Consider the following 21,217-nt stretch of genomic DNA (forward strand, 5'->3'; position numbering starts at 1 on the left):
TATTTTTTTAGAAATTAACATTTAAGTGAAAGTAGAACTGCTTGGTGCTGGGGAAGGGTGTTACCTCTATCCCAGAAGACAAGCCGGCCCCTCCGTTTGTGGAGGTTTCCGGATCGTAACTGCTGTAGTCCGTGATGGTAAAGATGTTCCTTCCGGAAACTCCTAATTTTACACCAGTAACGGTATCCCCGAAGAACGCGAGTGCGCTGGATGGCAATCTGTAGTATACAGCTGCCTCCCTTAATCTGAGGTATCCTGCCGGTTCTACAAACCTCTCCGCTACAAAGCCAAGGCTCGTTCTTTCTTGGGCTTCAGGAGTGTCCAGATCGGGTGTGGTTCCCCCTAAATCAGTCAGCAGTTTGGAGAGGTTGATATTGTCCCCGCCTTTTTTCCATTGTAACAGGAATGATACATCAAATTGCTTGGCAATCGTAAAGTTGTTGAAGAAGCCCATCTGGAAATCGGGTTCCACATTCCCGATCTGGGTAGGCACGCCGTTCACGTTCCCCGCCAGCTGAGTCACTGGTTTTCCTTCCTCTATATAGAATGTCCCAAGTCCAAGCCCGAAACCAGCTCCCGGTTGTGGGAATGGAGGAACATCGAGCCTCGTGATCTCAGACCGGTTAAACCACCAGTTGATGTTTGAGGTCCAGAAGAAGTTCTCTTCCTGTACCGGATTGACTGTGATCCCTACCTCAACCCCGTAGTTCTTGAGGTCAGCAAGGTTGGTGGTCTCTGATCCGAATCCGGTGGAAGTTGGCAGTACCCTGCTCAAGAGCAGGTCACTTACGTTTCGGTTGTAATAGGAGACTTCCAGATTCACTTTGTTGAAAAGGCCGGCATCAAATCCAATCTCAAATTCTGAACTGGTCTCAGGCTCAACGTTCGGGTCCCCTTTCAGAGCAGAGATCGATGATCCTCCGACTCCTCCTATGGAAACCTGGTTCAGGCCGGTAAAGGCAGAACCGAAGGCTGCGGAAGAACCTGTTTCCCCATACGCTGCCCTCAGCTTCAACCTCTGCAGTGCACCATCACTCCAAAAATCAAAGTTGTGGAGGTTCACAGCAAGGGATGCCTTTGGGAAACCGTAGTATTTATTCGGGTTCCCGTTGAGGGTCGACTTGTCAAAGCGATATCCCACAGTAGCGATCAATTGATCCTGGTAATTCCCTTCAACCTGGGCAAAATACCCGAATTCCTTAACTACTGAGGTGTTCTGGGTGATCGCCTGGGCTGAACCCTGACTCAGGTTGGTCTGGTCCGGGATTAATTGGGTCGACTGGTTAAAGATCAGATCGGCCTGTTGCTCCAGGTAAGAAATACCCCCCTGGGAAGTCAGTGCAAGATCTCCCCCCATCGCATTGTGATTCCAAACGGCGATACCCTGGTAGTTGAAGTTTGTGAAATTGTTCTTACCTACTCCGATAAAGCCATTCTGATTGCCGCGTTGTGCCTGGTGGGTCTCCGGTACATAGACAAAGGTCTCATTCGCGAGGAAGTCGGCCCCTCCATTAAAGATGAGTTTTACGGCATCATCCCCTGTATTCAGCACATTGGCCTCCAGCTTGATCCCCTGGATAAAACGGTTGTTCTTGTCTTCGTTCTTGGCGAGGTCCCTTACAAATATCGGGTTCCCGGAATAGTTAGGGTTATCGGGATAAGTTCCTGTCTCATCCGGGAAAAGGTCGATCCACGGCCTGGTAAAAGCCAGGGTATATCCGTAACTCAATCCCCCTTCGTTCTCATTCCCCGTAAAACTCCTGCTGGAGCTGCTCCTTACGTAGTTGGATGAAGCAGAGAAATTGAAGGTATTGGATATTTTGTGATCCACATTCGCCCTGAGAGAGAATCGGTCGAACCCGGTATTTTTAATGATCCCTTCCTCATTCCTGTAGGAAGCCCCCACATAGAACTTGGTCTTTTCATCACCTCCGCTAGCACTGATACGGGTATCGGTGATGAGACCGGTTTCCCCGTAAATGATGTCTTCGTAATCAAAGAGCCCGCCATTGGCAATGGCCTGGTTGTAGAGGGTCACCTCGGCGGCCCCAAAAGTGTCTTCCACACTTTGGGCGGTCCAGGGCCTCAGGCCCAGCCTTTTAATGATGGTATTGAACCCTGTATCCTGGCTGAACTTGACCTCAGTCTTACCCTGGCTACCGCGTTTGGTGGTAATGATCACAACCCCCGCATTAGCGCGTGTTCCATAGATGGCTGCTGCCGAAGCTCCTTTGAGGACCTCGATGTTCTGAATGTCGTTAGGGTCGAGGTCTGCGATCCTGTTGGCCGAGTTTTCCTCATTCCCCCTGTTGGCCCCTGAGGCGAAACGCAGTCCGGATGGGATCTCTGCGTTGTTCACATACACCCCGTCAACGATATAAAGTGGCTGGTTGTTACCGTTAATAGAGGAGATACCCCTGAGTCTCAAGGCAAAACCTCCTCCGGGTGCGCCGGAAGAAGAGGTGATGTTCACCCCTGTCAGCTTCCCATAGAGGGCTCCGTCCAGGGTCGATTGGGCAGTGGTCCCCACCAGTTCCTGGTTGGAAACCGTCGCCACCGCATTGGCAAGGTTACTTCGTTTGATGGATGTTCCAAGACCAGTGACGATGACCTCGTCCAGTCCGGTGGCTGATTCTGCCATACTTACGTTCAGCGTGGTGGGTCCTTCAACCGTCAGTTCCTTGGTCTCATACCCAAGGGATGTGAAGACCAGGGTGGCTGGAAAACTGTTCACATTGATCGAATAATTTCCGTCGAAGTCGGAAACAGCGCCTCTAGAGGTCCCTTTCACAACGACGTTCACCCCCGCCAGGGGGCCTCCGTAACTGGAATCCGTAATATTCCCGCTAACCGTTCCCTGCGAAAAACCCAGAAGGGGCAAGGCAAAGAACAACCAGAGGAATGTCTTTCCAAGTAGTTTTTGTTTCATGTTGATTTAGTTTTGAGTTAGATTATCGACCTTACAAGGTAGTGAACATTTTTCAACCTTATAATTTATTTCCGATTTTCTTTCGGTAACAATCCGTCCTTAAATGCCTAAAATAGGGCATTAAATTGTGGGTTGAGCGCATTACTTCTTACATTTGCCGCATCTAAAAATAGGATTTCCAATGTATAGAAGTCACACTTGTGGTGAATTGCGTGCAAAGCACATCGGGACGGAGATAGTCCTTAGCGGATGGGTTCAAAAAGTACGGGACAAAGGCTTTGTGGTATGGGTGGATCTCAGGGACCGGTACGGGATCACCCAGCTGGTCTTTGACGAAGAACGAACACCAGCCGTTTTACTGACAGAAGCCAGGAAACTGGGCAGGGAATACGTGATCCAGATTCGTGGTTCGGTAATTGAAAGAACTTCTAAAAATCCCCAGCTGCAGACCGGGGAGATCGAAATACTGGTAAACGGCCTCAAGGTGCTGAACTCGGCCTTACTCCCGCCTTTTACCATTGAGGACGAGACGGATGGGGGTACAGATCTCAGGATGAAGTACCGCTACCTCGATATAAGGAGGAATCCAGTAAAGGAAAACCTTATTTTCAGGAGTAAGGTGGCCATGGAAGTGAGGAACTACCTGTCTGCCCATGGATTTATCGAAGTGGAGACCCCTTATCTGATAAAATCCACCCCGGAAGGTGCGCGTGATTTCGTGGTGCCCAGCAGAATGAACCCGGGACAGTTCTACGCCCTTCCCCAGTCTCCCCAAACCTTTAAACAGCTCCTGATGGTAGGGGGACTCGATAAGTATTTTCAGATCGTGAAATGTTTTAGGGATGAAGACCTCAGGGCCGACAGGCAGCCTGAATTTACTCAAATAGATTGTGAGATGGCCTTTGTGGAACAGGAGGATGTACTCAACGCTTTCGAAGGGCTCACACGCCACCTGCTTAAAGCCATCCGCAATGTGGAGGTAGACAAATTCCCCCGAATGACCTATGACGAAGCCATGCGGACCTACGGGAATGATAAACCCGATATCCGTTTTGATATGCGCTTCGCGGAGCTGAATGATATTGCCCAACACAAGGACTTCCAGGTATTTAACTCTGCGGAACTCGTCGCAGGGATCGCCGTTCCCGGAGGAGCTGCCTTTACCCGGAAGGAGATAGACGGGATCATCGATTGGCTGAAAAGACCGCAGATCGGGGCCAAAGGCATGGTTTATATGCGCTGCCTGGAAGACGGTAGTTATAAGTCGTCCGTAGACAAGTTCTACGATCAGGAAGACCTGAAGAAATGGGCAGAGGCTACAGGGGCCAAAGCGGGCGACCTGGTCTGTATCCTCTCGGGTGCAATCCAGGAGACGCGCACCCAGTTGAGCGCCCTGAGAATGGAAATGGCAGAGCGTTTGGGACTGAGGAACCCAGAAGTATTTGCCCCCCTCTGGGTAGTTGATTTCCCCTTACTCGAAAAAGATGAGGAAACAGGCACCTATCACGCCATGCACCATCCCTTCACCTCCCCTAAACCCGGGCAACTCGAATTGTTGGATACCGATCCGGATGCGGTGAGGGCCAATGCGTATGACCTGGTGCTGAACGGGAACGAAATTGGAGGCGGTTCTATCCGTATTCACGATAAAAAGGTACAGGGCATCATGTTCAGGCACCTGGGGTTTACAGAGGAAGAGGCCAAAGCCCAGTTCGGTTTCCTCATGGATGCATTCCAGTACGGTGCTCCTCCACACGGTGGGATCGCCTTTGGCCTGGACAGGCTGGTGGCCATTCTCGGGGGGCAGGAGACCATCAGGGATTTTATCGCCTTTCCGAAGAACAACAGTGGTCGGGACGTGATGATAGATGCCCCAGCTCCTATAGATGAAGCCCAATTGGAAGAACTGAGCCTGCGTCTCAGGCAGGAATAGATGCGCGGGCCCCAGAGGTCCGTCGATCGAATGCGCGAACAATTTGTTCGTTAACGTTAAGAATCGCTATGCAGAGACAGATCAAAATTCTGTTTTCACGATTTTTCAGATGGCGGTATAAGCATATCTCCAACAAGACGTTCATCCATCTCATGAGTGTAGTGGTAGGGTTTCTCGCGGGCCTGGCAGCGGTCACCCTTAAGAATACCACTTACTTTATTGAAGCCCTGGTAGACAGGGGAATCCATTTCTTCAGTACCCAACTCTATTTTATCAGTCCCATCTTAGGACTCACCCTGGTCTATCTCTATGTGAAATACGTCCACAAGGAGAAACTGGAGCACGCCATCTCTTCCATCCTCCTGGCCATGTCCAAGAAAAAAGGCATCATCAGTGTAAAAAAAATATACACCCCTCTGATCACTGCACCGCTCACGGTAGGATTCGGGGGTTCCGTGGGACTTCTGGGACCTGCAGTGGCGTCCGGAGCAGCTCTGAGCTCCAATCTATCCCGATTCCTGCACATCAACGCCAAGACCCGTTCCCTGCTTATCGCCTGCGCCTCTGCCGGGGCCATCGCTTCCGTCTTTCAATCTCCTATCGCAGCCATCATCTTTGCCGTGGAGGTGTTCAGCCTGGATCTGACCATGATCTCCCTCCTCCCCCTCCTCTTTGCATCCATCTCAGGAGTTCTCACTTCTTACTTTTTTCTGGGAGATGAAACCCTGTTCAATTTTAATATCACGGATAAATTCCAGATCAGAGACACCGCCTTCTACATCCTTTTGGGCGTGGGAACCGCGTTTGCGTCCATCTATTTCACCAAGATGTATTTTGGCATCCTTCATTTTTTCAAAAGGTTCAGGAGCCCTAAGTACAAACTCCTGGTAGGGGGCGTCGCCATTGGGATTATGCTGTACTTCATCCCTCCGCTTTACGGGGAAGGGTTTGGGTATATCAACCATCTGCTGGATGGCAATTCCCTTCAGGCCCTGGGCAAGACCCCTTTCGACGAATACACCTCCAATATCTGGGTGGTCATCGCCCTCCTTTTCGGGATCACCATCTTTAAGGCCGTGGCCATGACCACCACCTTTGCCGCAGGGGGTGCCGGGGGAATCTTTATCCCTACCATGGTAATGGGCAGTACCCTTGGGAATGTCGTAGCCAAAGTGATCAACAACCTGGGGATGGGCTTCGAGGTCAATGAGAGCAACTTCACCCTGATCGGGATGGCCGGACTCATTGCAGGGGTATTGCATGCCCCTCTGACGGCCATTTTCCTGATCGCCGAGATCACAGGGGGTTACGAGCTCTTTGTCCCCCTGATGATCACATCGGCCATCTCCTTTTTGATCACCAAAAACGCCATGGATCACACGATCTACACGCGGGAACTCGCCAAGACAGGTGCTTTGATCACACACGATAAGGATCAGACTGTCCTTACCCTTATGCAACTCGAAGATGTGGTCGAAAAAGATTTTAAGACCGTGAATTTGGAGATGACCCTGGGAGAGATGCTGCATCAGTCCGTGGCAAAATCGACCCGGAATATTTTTCCGGTGGTCAACAAGGAAGACGTACTAATGGGGATCGTGCTCCTGGATGATGTGCGGGATTTTATGTTCGATACCACCCTCTACGACAAGATCCTGGTAGAAACCCTGATGCACAACGCTCCGGAGCTCATCTTTTACGAGACGGACTCCATGCAAACGGTGATGCAGAAATTCCAGGACAGCAGTGCCTGGAACCTGCCGGTGATCCGGGATGGTAAATACTACGGATTTGTATCCAAATCCAAACTGCTCACTGCCTACAGACGTAAACTGATCAATTTCACCAAGCAATAAGATGTTCTTTAAAAGCAAATACTTCATTACTGCCATCGTTCTTTCCTCCCTCGGGGCCATCGTCTACGGCTTTATCGTCCTGGAGGAGCAGCCCTCCCTTGGCAACAAGTGTATAGGTTTCGGAACCGTCGGTCTTTTCCTGCTGGCCATGCCCCTGTTCCTGCTAAGGGAGAGCAAGGGGAAGAACGTAAAAGACTATATGCTGACCGAGGACAACATTCGGAAAATGAGGGAAATCGAGGAAAAAAAGTCCAGAAAAGACTCTCCCTCAACCAAATAATAAAAATTCCTTTCCTTCATCTGCTTAAAATTCCATATTTTAGTACTACACATATTATTTATTAATTTTTATTGAATGACTGGAACTGTAAAATTCTTTAATGAATCCAAAGGCTACGGATTCATTACTAACGACGAGACCGGAAAGGACATCTTTGTTCATGCCACTGCCCTCAATGGGGTAGAATTGAACGAGGGAGACAAAGTAGAATACGAAGAAGCTGAAGGGAGAAAAGGAATGGTTGCCGCCAAAGTACAGGTGGTAAGCTGATATATTTTATTTTGATTGAAGGCAAGACACCCGTGATCCAACGGGTGTTTTTTTTTGATCCTAGTTGAGGTTCCTCCTCTGAATGAAGAACCGCTTCAGCAATTCCCCTGCTTCTTCCTCCATCACCCCGCTGATGATCTCGGTCTTGGGGTGGAGCACGCCCCCCGATACCTTAAATCCGCGCTGGGGATCCGGGGCTGCGTAGACCACTTTAGGGATCTGGCTCCAGTACAGTGCCCCCGCACACATAGGACAGGGTTCAAGGGTTACGTAAAGGGTACAGTCGTACAGGTATTTCCCTCCGAGGAAATTGGAGGCAGCCGTGATGGCGAGCATCTCTGCATGGGCCGTTACATCCCTCAGCCTTTCGGTCTGGTTGTGGGCCCTGGCGATGATCCTGCCCTGGACTGTAATGACGGCCCCGATGGGCACCTCCCCTTCTTCAAAGGCCAATTCGGCCTCCTGCAGGGCCTTTCTCATGAAATACGCATCGTCCAGAATGAGATCCATGGTTTCAAAAATACAATTTTCATCTTTTGTTCAACCCGCTCCAAATCCGAATTAATGTACCTTTGTCCCCTGTATGAAACGCCTGGATTCCGTACAAAGTCCTGAAGATCTCCGCAAACTTCCCGAGGAGGAACTGGTCCCTCTTTCCGGGGAGCTCAGGGAGTTCATTATCGATATAGTGTCGGCCAAAGAAGGACACCTGGGAGCCAGCCTGGGTGTGGTGGAACTTACCATTGCCCTCCATTACGTCTTTAATACGCCTCATGACAAACTCATCTGGGATGTGGGTCACCAGGCCTACGGCCATAAGATCCTTACGGGCAGGAGGACCCGTTTCAATACGAACCGTCAGTTTGGGGGTCTAAGCGGGTTCCCGAAAAGGGAGGAGAGCGAATTCGACGCTTTCGGGACCGGCCACAGTTCCACCTCTATTTCAGCCATAGTGGGAATGGCCCTTGCTGCCAGGCTTAAAGGGGATCTCGAAAGGGAGCACATTGCCGTGATAGGGGACGCTTCTATCGCCAGCGGAATGGCATTTGAGGGATTGAACCACTCAGGGGTCCTGGACGCGAACCTCCTGATCATCCTGAACGACAACGCCATAGGGATCGATCCCAGCGTGGGAGCCTTGAAAAGATACCTCACCAATGTTAAAAAAGGAACGGCCAAGGAAGAGAATATCTTTGAATGCCTGAATTTCAAGTATTCAGGACCTATCGATGGCCATGACCTCCCCGCTGTGGTGGATGCCCTTCGCAAAATGAAAGAGATCAAGGGACCCCGTTTGCTACACCTGATCACCACCAAAGGAAAAGGCCTGAAACAGGCGGAGGAGAATCAGATCGTCTACCACGCCCCGGGCCGGTTCGACCGAAAGACCGGGGAACTCACCCCCTCTGCCTCTTCCGGACTCCCCTTGAAGTATCAGGACGTTTTTGGAAAAACCCTGGTTGAACTGGCCGAAAAAAATGAACTCATTGTGGGCATTACCCCTGCCATGCCCACGGGAAGTTCTCTGAAATTCATGATGGAGGCCTATCCCGAACGCGCCTTTGACGTCGGAATCGCTGAACAACACGCGGTCACCATGGCTGCGGGAATGGCTGCGGAAGGATTGATCCCATTTTGCGCGATCTATTCCACCTTCCTCCAAAGGGCATACGACCAGGTCATCCACGATGTGGCCCTCCAGAAACTCCCCGTGATCTTCTGTATAGACAGGGCCGGTTTGGTGGGCCAGGACGGGGCCACCCATCACGGAATATACGACCTCGCCTATTTGCGCTGTATCCCGAATATGACCATTTTTGCCCCCATGGATGAAAGGGAATTGCGCAATATCATGTATACGGCCCAGCAGGGCCTTGAAAATCCCCTGGCGATCAGGTACCCCAGAGGCAAGGGAGTTAATCAGGATTGGCGTACCTCTTTTGAGACCATCCCCCTGGGCAGTTCCAGGGAACTGGTTACCGGATCGTCCATTGCCGTTCTTTCTATTGGGCATATTGGTAACGAGGTCACGGAGGTCCTGAATTCTCTCGGAAACCCAAAAGAGATCGGGCATTATGATATGCGATTTGTCAAACCCCTTGACGAGGCCCGTCTTCTGGATATCTTCTCCAGATACGAAAAGATCGTCACCCTGGAGGATGGCTGTCTCTCGGGTGGATTCGGCAGTGCCGTCCTTGAATTTGCCAACATCCAAAAATTTACCGGCAGGATCCATTGCCTCGGGATCCCCGACCGGTTTATCGAACAGGGCACCGTTGAAGAATTGCGGAAAGAGGCACAAATCGATCAAGAAGCGATCACCCGATGTCTAATCCAGTTACTCCATGAGGTTCGATAAGTTAATCGCATTCTTCGCGTTCCTTCTCTGGCTTCCTTTTACGGCCACTGGACAGGACACGATCCCGGCCACCCAGGAGCCAGACACTACGGTAGTAGACACCATTGTGATCCGGTCCATACAGGAAAAGATCCAATACATTCCACGCGGGGTGAACCTCACCAATCCGGTCATTTCTTTTAAGACCAAACCCAGGACCAGGAGATTCAACCGCTTTAAGATCCCTTCTTTCTGGGAGGTGGAGAACAACCTCGGCCTCAACCTCAGCGAGGTGGCCTTCGTAAACTGGAACGCAGGGGGTGACAATGCTTTCTCGGCCCTTGCCAATGCCAAATTCGTCCGCAATTACAAATTCCGATATGTACAATGGAACAACGACCTGGTGCTGAGATACGGGGTCAACGTACAGGAAGGCCAAAAACTGAGGAAAACAGAAGACGCTATCCGTTTCTCGTCGAGTTTCGGATACAGAAGGGACACCCTGACGAGCTGGTACTACTCGGCCAAGGTAAAGTTCAACACCCAATTCTCCAACGGGTATAAATACCCGGACAGGACCGCGCCTATTTCCCGCTTCATGGCACCGGGGTACCTATTTGTGGGTGCCGGTATCTCGTATATTCCGGAGGGAAAGAATTTTAACCTGTACATGTCTCCCCTTACCCAGAAAGCCACCTTTGTCCTCGACCAGAACCTGGCCAATGACGGGGCCTTCGGGGTAGAAAAGGCGGTAAGGGATTCTACAGGAACGATCATCAGGGAAGGGGAGAACAAGTTCATAGAGGTCGGTATATCGGTCACCAACGAATGGAAGACCCCGGTATGGGAAAATGTGACCATGGACCACCGCCTGAGCTTGTATACGGATTACCTCCGTTCTTTTGGGAATGTGGACATCGACTGGGAACTCAATTTTGTCTTTACCGTGAATGAATTCCTCAAAGCCAATTTCGGCACCCAGATCATCTACGATGACGATATTCGCTTTAATCCGGTCGTAGCCGACGACGGCTCCATCCTTTCACCGGGTGTCCCGAGGATACAGTTCAGGCAATTGCTCGCCATTGGCCTCAGCTATAGCTTCTAAAGCTGTTTCCCCTTGATCTTGTTGTGGATGTGCACCGCACGACTGTCGGAAAGACTGGCTACAAAACAGCTGCATTGCAAAAGGATGGTATATAGGGATCCCGATACCTCCCTGTACATTTCAGGGAGTGTGGTGAGGACCAGTTTGTCGTAATTGGTCGCTTTACCCCATTTGGAACGTACCAACGCCCCTGAATATCCTTCGAGGATATCTGAAATGATGCGGTACCCGGCGATCTCCTTTTCAATCACTTCCTGGGATCTGTATACCCTTTCCGCACTGATGTCGAGGATATCACGGACCTGTGCCTGGTAACGGCTCTTGTCGAGCAGGGCCGTACTGAAGTCCCCATTGAGGATGTCCTTTTCGTGTTCCATAAACACCCGCGTAGCATCTTCGATCAGCGTGCTGATGGCCAGAGCCCTGAGGTAACTCAGCCGGTCTTCCTTATGGGCCAGGCTGTGGTATTTCCGCGTATCTATGCGGTCCTTCACCAGTTTGATCAGGTATTCTAGGGCGTAATCCTCTGGGATCAGCCCCAGATTGATCCCGTCCTCGAAATCGATAATGGTATAACAGATATCGTCTGCCGCCTCTACCAGGAAGGTCAGCGGGTGGCGGGCATAACTTCCGGAATGCTCCCTGCCGGTCAGCCCCAGTTCTTCTGCCACTTCCGTAAAAAAAGGAATATTTGCCTGGAAACAGGCAAATTTCTTGTCGGCGATATGGGCGGTTGGTTTTTTGGGCAAGGATTGCTTGGGGTATTTCAGAAAGGCACCCAGGGTGGCATAACTCAAACGTAAACCCCCCTCTACCCCTTCCCTGGATTCCGTGAGGATTTTAAAGCCATTGGCATTACCTTCAAAATCCACCAGATCCTGATACTCCTTTTCATTGAGGTGTTCTTTAAACTGTGTTCCGGGACCGGAATGGAAGAATTCACCGATCGCTTTCTCCCCGCTGTGGCCGAAGGGAGGATTCCCAATGTCATGGGCCAGGGCAGCCGCGGCTACGATGGCTCCAAAGTCGTTGAACTGATACCCGTGGACCTCCTTCAGGTGGGGATACCTGGCCAGTATTTCCTTCCCGGCGATTCGCCCAAGGCTGCGCCCCACGACAGAGACCTCCAGGCTATGGGTGAGACGGGTATGCACAAAATCCGTTTTGGAAAGGGGGATCACCTGGGTCTTGTCCTGCAGGCTGCGGAATGCCGCAGAAAAGATGATCCGGTCATAGTCTACTTCAAACCCGAGTCGGGTTTCGTCCTGTTCTTTCCTCAGGCGTTTGTTCGTGTCGCCAAACCGGCGTAATGAGAGGAGTTGTTCCCAGTCCATATTCAAAATTTCACGCAAGATACTACAATACTTTTTCCTGTTTTGAACGGGCAATCTTTCCAATTAACCTTTAATTAATCTCATAACACAATGGTAACCTTTTAACAAGGAAGTATTAACCTATGTCTAACATGACCTTTACGCTTACTCCCGTTCTTTGCCCCGTGAATTTGAAAAATGCTTCATGAGACCAATATATCTTCTTTTTCTTTTGTTTACTGGTTCCCTCTTTGCACAGAATACCGGAAGCATCGTAGGCAAACTTACCGATAAGGAGGTGAACAACGAGCCGCTTGCGTTTGCAAACGTCCTGATAAAAGGCACGACAAAAGGTACCACCTCCGACTTCGATGGCCTTTACGAGCTTACCAATGTGGCCCCTGGTAGTTATACTGTCGTCTTTACGTTCTTGGGGTACGAGACCCTGGAGATCACCAATGTGGTCGTTGAGGCCGGCAAGGTTACTGAGGTGAACGCAGCACTGGGTGCTGGAAGCGTATCCCTTGACGAAGTGGTCATAACCACGACCGTAGCCAAGGAATCCGAAGTAGCCCTGTTACTCGATCAGAAAAAAGCAGTGCAGATCAAAGAATCCATTGGAGCCGAAGCCCTTACCCGAAAAGGGATTGACGATGCAGCAGCAGCCGTTTCCCAGATCTCAGGGATCTCGAAGCAACAGGGGTCAAGCGATGTCTATGTACGCGGTCTGGGAGACAGGTACCAGAATACTACCATGAATGGCCTTTCCCTGCCCTCCAATGATGTCAATAAGAAGAACATCAATCTGGATATCTTCTCATCGAGTATCATTGAGAACATCGCCGTCAGCAAGGCCTATACTCCTTTGTTCTACGGGGATTTTTCCGCAGGAAATGTAAATATTGATTCCAAAGAATACACCGGGAATGGGTACCTGGATATCTCCCTGGGAAGTGGCTTTAATTCCAATGCGGCAGGAACCGATTTTGTGACGAGCGAGGGAACCAGTTTCTTCGGATTTTACAACCGTTATGACAATGACCCTTTTGCAGTCATACTGTCCCACGGAGTAGACCCTGATCAGGCTCCGGACCCCGTAAATATTTCGGGATCCATCGAAGGAGGGTATTCCGTAAACCTGAGCGATGAATCCAGGCTGAGCTTCTTTGGGATGGCCAGTTTCAGTAACGGTTATGAATTTCTGGAAGGTCCGGCCCTGGATTTTACAAACGATATCAAGGTTCGTTTTCCCCTGGTAAATGAGTACGCTTATAGTACTACAACCACCGCCATGGGGAACATCACATACAGGATCAACAATGATCACAAACTGAAATACACCTCACTTTTTATCAACAGTGCACGGGATGCGGTAGGGTATTACGGTATAGGCGGGAACGGATTCAACAGGGACGGGTTCAGCAACAATGGGGATGGTGGGTTCTTCCAGCTCAACGTACAGTTCAACCAGGATATGATCTTCGTGAACCAGTTGAACGGACAGCACACCTTTGATGACAGCTGGGGTTTAGACTGGGGAGTTGGCTTTAACAAGGTCTTTTCGGACGAACCGGACAGAAAGCGGATCTCCCTGGAAGACTACCAGTTCGCCCTGGACAACGACCCAAATACCAACCCGATCTTCTATGACAACATCGCTTTCGACAACCAGCGCTTTTTCCAGAGCATTGAGGATGACGAGCTGAGCAGTTATCTCAACCTGTCTAAAAAGGTCAACGACAAGGTTACCCTCAATTTCGGGTACAACGGCAGAAGCAAGGAGAGAAGGTTCAACAACTGGCGATATGGTTATCTCATTGCCGATAAAGATGCCAACCCGGTAACAGATGTAAACAATCTTAATGACTTTTTCGACGTCTCCAATATCAATATCCCGGCAGGTAGCGGACTTTGGGACCTGTTCATCGTGCGCAATCCCAGAAACCAGGATATGGGCCTGGTTAACCGCCCTCAGGCTTATGAGAATACCTACACCGGAAACCTGGATATTCACGGGGTATATGCCACGGCCGAATTGAACCTGAGTGACAAATGGTTACTCATCCCGGGCTTCAGGGTAGAATCTTATAGCCAACGGATCGCTTACGACGTGATCAACCCGGTCCCCACAGATCCCGGCTTCAGGAACGCTTACGAAAACATCTACCTGCCCAGTTTGAACGTGCGTTACGCCCTGAATGAGGACGCCAACCTGCGCTTTTCCTTCAGCAAAACAGCCTCCTTCCCCGAATTCAAGGAATCAGCCAACTTTGTGTATGAAGGAGTGGTACAGCGTGTGGGGGGTAACCCGGACCTGCTGGGAAAACCAGACGGAACAGGACCTATCTTTTCCGAGATCTATAACTACGACCTTAAATACGAATGGTTCCCCAACAGAGGAGAACTCATCTCGGTTGCGGCATTCGCCAAAACCATCAACGATCCTGTGAACCGGGTAGTGGCCACGGATGCCACCGGAAACCAGCGATATTTTCGTACGGGAGACCAGGCCAATGTCTACGGAGTAGAAGTAGAAGTGAGGAAGAACATCCTCACAGACGAAAATGACAACGGGATACTCTCCTTCGGCGCCAACGCAGCCTATACACATACGGAACAGGATCTGAAAACGGTATCGACCTCCGACGGGTTTACTTTTGGCACCTCTTTCGCCAACCGTACTTCTGAAGAACTCGAAGGAGCCTCTCCGGTTATCGTAAATGCGGACATTAATTACAGTCCCGAATTTGAGAATTACAAACCCACGGCTTCCCTGGCATTTTCCTACTTCTCGGACCGTATCTATGCGATCGGCAGTGGAAACCTCGGGAACATGGTGGAAAAGGCCGTACCCACGATGAACTTTGTGTGGCGCAATGCCTTCGGGGAGCACTTTGAAGCGAATCTCAGCGTACAAAACATCTTGAATCCCAATATCTCACTGGTGCGGGAAAACACCGGTGTGGAAGAAAACAACCCCCTGGTCCAGGGCTTCGTAAGGGACGGTGACGTCATCTTACGGGAGTTCAAAAGGGGAATTAATGCGGGCCTAACTTTGAAATATAAATTCTAATTCTGATTTAAAATACAATCTATGAAAAACAGATTCTTACTCCTTGGAATTGTGGCTTCCCTTTTAATTGGATGCGAAAGCGATGATACAGCTACGATCATTATCAATGATTACAGCAATTCTAACAATAATGGGGGAGGTACTTCTGCCATAAACCTCAGTGGGGTGTATACAGAAGACCTTACCCTGGACCCTGCTAACGAGTACGTGGTTACCGGGCCTGTCCTTATGGCCTCAGGGACTACCCTGACCATTCCCGCCGGTATGACCGTAAAAGCCCAGCCCGTAGGGGTGAATGCGTATATCGCCATACAACAAGGTGCCCAGATTAACGCGGTAGGCACTTCATCTGATCCTATTGTATTTACTTCCAATGCCGGAAGCCCTTCATCAGGCGACTGGGGCGGACTCGTAATCTGCGGAAGAGCTCCTATAAACTCCACCGCTGACGGATCTACGGCTACCTCTACCTCTGAGGTGGGCGGACTCTCCTATGGTGGAAATACTCCCGCCGATAACTCAGGTTCTCTTCAATACGTTCGCATTGAGTATGCCGGTGGGGCGATCGATGGAAACGCCGAGCTCAATGGCCTTTCACTCTATGCCGTCGGAAATTCTACAGTGATCGATTACGTACAGATCTTTGAAGGTTCGGATGACGGGGTAGAATTTTTTGGAGGAACCGTTAACGTGAGCCATCTTGTCGTGGTCAATTCAGAAGACGACTCTGTAGACTGGACCGAAGGCTACACCGGGAACCTGACAGATGTATATGTACAGCACGGAGCATCCCATGACAAGGCGTTCGAGTGTGACGGGTACAATACGGATTTCAGCAATGAAGGTGGGTATTTCTCTGCGCCTAACGTGACCAACGTAACCATTGCAGGGGCCAATGACGCCGGAGAAGCCGTAAGGCTAAGAGCTGGCACCCAGGGTATTTTTACGAACGTGGTTTTGATCGATTTTGATGAGGCCTTCGACCTTGATGGGGACACTGGATCCAACCCCACAGGCCAGGGTGTCCTCGACGGCCTTTTGCAGGTCATCGACGTAACCTTCAACAACGTGACCAACAAGCTGAACAACGGGACAGGATATACCTTTACTGAGGCCGACTTTATAAGTGGTGACGGCAACGGTACTGGAACCGATATCGCCACCTGGGGTGCAGGTTGGACCGTAGGAATCAACTAAAAGGATTTAGTGGATAAATAAGACCCTGCCCCATGGCAGGGTTTTTTTATTTCAGTGCATTACTCAATGATAATCTGCACCTAACCTTTTTTTTACATAACAGGACGTTCTTTGCAGTGAATTCTGATGTATGAAAAATATTATTTGGATTATTGCCCTGCTTCTTTCTTCCGGTCTCTACGCTCAGGAATCGGGTATTCTGGCTGGCACCATTAAGGATCAGGAGGTATTTGATGAAGGCGTGGTCTATGCACAGGTGCGTTTAAAGGATACCAATTTCAAGACGCAGACCAATTTCAGGGGTAATTTTGAATTGAAAAACATCACCCCGGGCACCTACATCCTGGAGGTGTCTTATGCGGGATATGATACCCTGGAAATACCGGTATTGATCCAAGCCGGGGAAAACACTCAGATAACACAGTACATGTCGGCCAAAATGCTAAGCATGGAAGATCTTTCGTCCCTGAAAGTAAAGCCTGCAGCAAGTACTACGAACCGAGAGTCGGATCTAGGGGCCGATCGAAAAAGATAGATCGGATTTCCGATCAAAAATAAAAATCCCGCCTGTACGGCGGGATTTTTATTATCTTAAAGTGCAATAGGCCCTCAGTTCTTGACGATACCCTCGGAGGTCTTTTTCCCGTCTACACTGGCGACAATATTGTTATTGTAGACCACTTCTTTGACGGTATCTCCTTGCCAGAAGTACCATTTTCCGGATCTCATACCATTCTCGTACGTACCCTGACTTATCTTTGCTCCTTCTTCATTGAAACTGATCCATTCCCCGTGCAGTTTTCTTTCCAGGTTAAACGTTCCTGTTTGACTGACCATCCCATTGTCATGGAAATATACCGCTTCGATTAAACCGGTCTCCTCATTCAGTGTCAGTTCTTTCTCTTTCTGGCCATAAACCAACAAGGTCATCATTACAACCACTATAGACAGGATATATTTTTTCATAAGTTCGAAATCAATGTATTGCAATGATAAAATTAAATAATTCTAACAATTATTCAATATTTTCTTTACAATTTATTTACATAGATAACGCCAGATTACATGCAATCTTATAATTGTCAAAACATTGCCTCAATCAATATCTAAGTAACACTTAATCATTTGGTTACATTCGTATCGAAAAAAATACTGAATTTTACCGGTGTTTAAACACTTTTTGGTCATTCCGTTAAATTAGTTTTTGTCGACTTTTTATAGTGAATGCTGATAACTGCCTTTGGCCAAGGCAGTTTTTTTATTTGTTAATATTCCCTTAACCCCGGTCTGGTCTAAATGTGGGTATTTTGCAAATAGACAAAAACTAATACTGACGTGAAGACTCGCTCGATCCTTTTAGGAGCATTCCTCCTATTTACCTTTGTACTTACTGCCCAGGAACCCAATGCACCGGCCTTCGGAAAGGGTTTGTTCAATCTCGTGGGCAAAGACAGTTCCTTTACCATGAAGATCGGGGCCCGGATGCAGCTTTTGGCGATTTCAGAGGGGCAGGACGATTCCGATGGTTTTTTCTCGAATAACGAGACGAATTTCCTGGTACGCAGGGCCCGTTTGAAATTTGACGGCTATGCGTATTCCCCAAAATTGAGATACAAGATAGAGCTCGGGCTTTCCAACCGCGATATGTCCGGGGGATCTGAATATACACGTAATACTCCACGGTACATAATGGACGCCGTGATCATGTGGAATTTCTACGAGAATTTTGAGTTGTGGTTCGGCCAGACCAAGCTACCGGGAAATATCGAACGTGTGATATCCTCAGGAAATCTGCAGCAGGTAGACCGCTCCCTGGTCAACAGTCGATTCAATATTGACCGGGATATGGGCGTTCAGCTCAGGCACCATTTCAACGTGTCAGATACCTTTGTCATACGGGAAAAACTTGCCTTCTCACAAGGGGAAGGAAGGAATGTTACGGATGGAAACGAAGGGGGCTTCCAGTATACCGGACGTGTAGAATTGCTTCCCCTGGGAGAATTTAAGAGTGATGGAGATTACAGCGGTGCCGATCTGGTAAGGGAGCCAACCCCGAAGTTGTTCCTGGCCTTTACCTATGACTCAAATGTGGATGCAGTCCGTACCCGAAGCAATCTCGGATCCTATATGATTACCGATACGGGCTTATACGCGACGACAACCAATACCATTTTCGCCGACCTCATGTTCAAATACCGGGGGTTTTCTCTCATGGGAGAATATTCTAAGAGGGACGCCGCCGATCCGATCGCAAAGAATTCAGACGGTTCTGAAACTGGTAATGTGGTCTGGATCGGGGATGGGATAAACCTGCAGGGGGGATATCTTTTCCCCAATAATTGGGAACTATCGGGGAGGTTTACCCAAATTGAGCTCGATGAGGCGATCACCGGAAGGAGTCCGGAAACACAGTATACCTTTGGTGTCTCCAAGTATATTGTCGGCCATAAACTCAAAGTTCAATCAGATTTAAGTTATCTTTCTATTGAAAATGGCGACAATGAGGTGATGTTTCGTTTGCAGGTAGACATGCATTTCTGATCACCAGAAATAACTATTAAATAACACAGGAATTCAAAATACTTTAGATATTTACACCCTTATTTTAAAGAACTTATGGAAAATATTTACTTCCTGATGATCATCGCCCTGGCGGCCCTCGCAGTAGCAGATCTTGTGGTTGGAGTAAGCAACGACACCGTTAATTTTCTCAACTCTGCCATCGGTTCAAAGGCAATATCCTTTAGGACCATAATGATCGTGGCCAGCCTGGGAATCGCCTTTGGGGCTATCTTCTCCAGCGGGATGATGGAAGTGGCGCGGAAGGGGATCTTCAACCCCGGTGAGTTCTATTTTAACGAGATCATGTTCATCTTCATGGCGGTCATGATCACGGACATTCTCTTGCTCGACTTTTTCAACACCCTTGGAATGCCCACTTCTACCACGGTTTCAATCGTATTTGAATTGTTGGGAGCTGCCGTGGCTATGTCTATAATCAAGATTGGAATTGACGGGGGAACAGCAGGTGACATCATCAACTATATCAACACCTCCAAAGCCATGGAGATCATTACCGGAATATTGCTTTCCGTGGTCATCGCTTTCTCCATCGGAGCGTTTGTACAATGGATCTCCCGTCTGCTGTTGTCATATGACTTTGAGAGGAAAGCAATATGGGTGGGCTCCTTGTTCGGGGGGATCGCCTTATCCGCTATCACCTACTTTATCTTCATGAAAGGTATCAAAGGCACCCCATTCGCAGGAGAGTCTTACGAAATCCTCGGGGGGGTAACCATAGGTACCTACCTGGAAAGCAATGTATTCTCCATTATCCTGATAAGCCTGGTCTTCTGGTCTTTGTTGTCCTTTCTGCTGACCTCAGCTTTTAAAGTAAATATCTATAAAGTGATCATTGGGGTAGGAACCTTTGCCCTGGCCCTCGCCTTTGCCGGAAACGACCTTGTAAACTTTATCGGAGTCCCAATTGCCGCCTACCAGTCTTACGAAGCCTGGGTTGCCTCCGGTGTCCCTGCTACAGAATTCAGCATGGAGGTACTGGCATCCAAAGTGCCTACACCGACCTTATTTCTTTTCATTTCGGGACTGGTGATGGTAGCTACCCTGTGGCTGTCTAAAAAGGCCCGCTACGTTACAGACACTGAGATTAACCTGGCAAGGCAACACGATGCCAAAGAACGTTTTGAACCCAACTATCTATCACGGTCCATTGTTCGGGTAACCATGCTAGCTTCACAATACACCAATACGGTCATTCCCAACTCCGTACTCGAGAGGATAGACAAGAGGTTTAAAAAGCCCGTAATTCAACTGCCCAAAGGCAAGATCCATGAATTACCGGCATTTGACATGGTAAGGGCCGCAGTCAACCTGATGGTTGCCGGTATCCTGATCTCCATCGCGACCTCCTTTAAATTGCCTCTTTCAACAACCTATGTCACTTTTATGGTGGCCATGGGTACTTCCCTGGCAGACCGTGCATGGGGAAGTGAAAGTGCTGTCTACAGGGTAGCTGGAGTACTCAATGTGATCGGAGGCTGGTTCCTGACAGCCATCGTGGCCTTTATCGCTTCCGGAATTATCCTGGCGATCATCAGTTTCGGCAAAGGCACTGCCATAGGCATCCTTCTCTTCGTCGCGATCCTCCTCCTGGCCCGTAATTACATCTCCTACAACCGGAGATCCAAAGCGCTGCTCGCCGAAGACCGCCTGATCAAAGCTGAAAGCAGTTCCATACAAGGAGTGATCTCCGAGAGTTCCAAGAACATCTCCAACGCGATGAAACGAAGTGGTAAACTCTACCGCAATTGCATTGAAGGCCTGGCCAGACAGGATCTCGACAGGTTAAAAAAGAACAAGACCAGTGTGGTAAAGCTCTCCAAGGAGATCGATGAGCTACGTGACCATTTATTCTACTTTATTAAGAACCTGGACGAATCAAACGTGGAGGCCAGCAATTTCTATATCAACATCCTGAGCTATCTGACAGATATTTCTCAGTCTCTCGAGTACATCTCCAAGATCACACACAAACACGTGAACAACCATCACAAAAAGTTGAAATTCAACCAGATTAAGGAACTCACAGAGATCAATCATGAGTTGGAAACCTTGTTCATGGATACGAAGGACGCTTTCGATAATGGTTCGTTTGAAAAGATTGGTAAGATCCTTACCAAAAAACAAGAACTCTATTCCCTAGTAAAGGATAAAATTGAGAAGCAGATCGCACGTACCCGATCAGAAGAATCGAGTCCGAAGAATACAACACTCTATTTTTCCTTATTGCTCGAGACAAAAGATCTCATGGAGGCAACCATGGAATTGCTGGAACTCTATTATCAAAAATACGATAAAAACGTCCCGGCGGCTGGTGTTTCAACGGAATAGACAAGGTCT

Annotated in this window: 15 protein-coding genes; 11 read left to right on the plus strand and 4 right to left on the minus strand. The window is 49.1% G+C overall.

The genetic code is table 11. From position 1 onward, the window contains the following. Positions 1-7 precede the first annotated feature (7 nt). A complete protein-coding gene (locus GWK09_RS04400; RefSeq protein ID WP_163691782.1) occupies positions 8-2,929 on the minus strand; it encodes a SusC/RagA family TonB-linked outer membrane protein in 2,922 nt (973 codons plus the stop codon). A gap of 181 nt (positions 2,930-3,110) precedes the next feature. Between GWK09_RS04400 and aspS the strand changes: the two genes are divergently transcribed. The 4 genes from aspS to GWK09_RS04420 all read left to right on the plus strand — a co-directional run bounded on the left by aspS (position 3,111) and on the right by GWK09_RS04420 (position 7,268). Next, positions 3,111-4,862 carry an aspartate--tRNA ligase gene (aspS, locus tag GWK09_RS04405; protein WP_163691783.1) on the plus strand — a complete coding sequence of 584 codons (1,752 nt, stop codon included), beginning with the start codon at positions 3,111-3,113 and terminating at the stop codon, positions 4,860-4,862. Positions 4,863-4,930: 68 nt separating this feature from the next. Then, a complete protein-coding gene (locus GWK09_RS04410; RefSeq protein WP_163691784.1) occupies positions 4,931-6,718 on the plus strand; it encodes a chloride channel protein in 1,788 nt (595 codons plus the stop codon). Position 6,719: 1 nt separating this feature from the next. Continuing rightward, a complete protein-coding gene (locus tag GWK09_RS04415) occupies positions 6,720-6,998 on the plus strand; it encodes a hypothetical protein (RefSeq protein ID WP_163691785.1) in 279 nt (92 codons plus the stop codon). Positions 6,999-7,073: 75 nt separating this feature from the next. After that, positions 7,074-7,268 carry a cold-shock protein gene (locus tag GWK09_RS04420; protein ID WP_163691786.1) on the plus strand — a complete coding sequence of 65 codons (195 nt, stop codon included), beginning with the start codon at positions 7,074-7,076 and terminating at the stop codon, positions 7,266-7,268. 60 nt (positions 7,269-7,328) lie between these two features. On the opposite strand, the gene GWK09_RS04425 is transcribed toward GWK09_RS04420, so the two are convergent. Next, positions 7,329-7,778 (minus strand): nucleoside deaminase, encoded by a 450-nt coding sequence (locus GWK09_RS04425; RefSeq protein ID WP_163691787.1) that lies wholly within the window; start codon positions 7,776-7,778, stop codon positions 7,329-7,331. A 73-nt stretch (positions 7,779-7,851) separates the two neighbouring features. On the opposite strand from GWK09_RS04425, the gene dxs reads away from it, so the two are divergent. Together dxs and GWK09_RS04435 are read left to right on the plus strand one after the other, a co-directional pair. Then, positions 7,852-9,627 carry a 1-deoxy-D-xylulose-5-phosphate synthase gene (dxs, locus tag GWK09_RS04430; RefSeq protein ID WP_163691788.1) on the plus strand — a complete coding sequence of 592 codons (1,776 nt, stop codon included), beginning with the start codon at positions 7,852-7,854 and terminating at the stop codon, positions 9,625-9,627. Beyond that, positions 9,614-10,714 (plus strand): DUF3078 domain-containing protein, encoded by a 1,101-nt coding sequence (locus GWK09_RS04435; RefSeq protein WP_163691789.1) that lies wholly within the window; start codon positions 9,614-9,616, stop codon positions 10,712-10,714. The genes dxs and GWK09_RS04435 overlap by 14 nt, the downstream gene beginning before the upstream one ends. Here the strand turns inward: GWK09_RS04435 and dgt are convergent. Then, positions 10,711-12,048: a dGTP triphosphohydrolase gene (gene dgt, locus GWK09_RS04440; protein ID WP_163691790.1), complete on the minus strand. Its 1,338-nt coding sequence runs from the start codon at positions 12,046-12,048 to the stop codon at positions 10,711-10,713. The genes GWK09_RS04435 and dgt overlap by 4 nt on opposite strands. Positions 12,049-12,232: 184 nt before the next feature. On the opposite strand from dgt, the gene GWK09_RS04445 reads away from it, so the two are divergent. From GWK09_RS04445 to GWK09_RS04455, 3 genes are all read left to right on the plus strand, one after another. After that, entirely contained in the window at positions 12,233-15,100 is a 2,868-nt protein-coding gene (locus GWK09_RS04445; RefSeq protein WP_163691791.1) for a TonB-dependent receptor, read from the plus strand. A gap of 21 nt (positions 15,101-15,121) precedes the next feature. Beyond that, positions 15,122-16,297, plus strand: coding sequence for a multidrug transporter (locus GWK09_RS04450; protein ID WP_163691792.1), 1,176 nt, complete (start codon positions 15,122-15,124; stop codon positions 16,295-16,297). Between the two features lie 130 nt (positions 16,298-16,427). Continuing rightward, on the plus strand, positions 16,428-16,832 hold the full coding sequence (locus tag GWK09_RS04455) for a carboxypeptidase-like regulatory domain-containing protein (RefSeq protein ID WP_163691793.1): 405 nt from the start codon (positions 16,428-16,430) through the stop codon (positions 16,830-16,832). A 74-nt stretch (positions 16,833-16,906) separates the two neighbouring features. Here the strand turns inward: GWK09_RS04455 and GWK09_RS04460 are convergent, their stop codons facing one another. Next, positions 16,907-17,263, minus strand: coding sequence for a toxin-antitoxin system YwqK family antitoxin (locus tag GWK09_RS04460; protein WP_163691794.1), 357 nt, complete (start codon positions 17,261-17,263; stop codon positions 16,907-16,909). 369 nt (positions 17,264-17,632) lie between these two features. Here GWK09_RS04460 and GWK09_RS04465 point away from each other — a divergent pair, with 369 nt between their 5' ends. Both GWK09_RS04465 and GWK09_RS04470 read left to right on the plus strand, forming a co-directional pair. Beyond that, a complete protein-coding gene (locus GWK09_RS04465; RefSeq protein ID WP_283401220.1) occupies positions 17,633-18,838 on the plus strand; it encodes a porin in 1,206 nt (401 codons plus the stop codon). A gap of 75 nt (positions 18,839-18,913) precedes the next feature. Continuing rightward, positions 18,914-21,208 carry an inorganic phosphate transporter gene (locus GWK09_RS04470; protein ID WP_163691795.1) on the plus strand — a complete coding sequence of 765 codons (2,295 nt, stop codon included), beginning with the start codon at positions 18,914-18,916 and terminating at the stop codon, positions 21,206-21,208. Positions 21,209-21,217: the final 9 nt, after the last annotated feature.

Source organism: Muriicola jejuensis, from assembly GCF_010671595.1.
GTDB lineage: Bacteria > Bacteroidota > Bacteroidia > Flavobacteriales > Flavobacteriaceae > Muriicola > Muriicola jejuensis.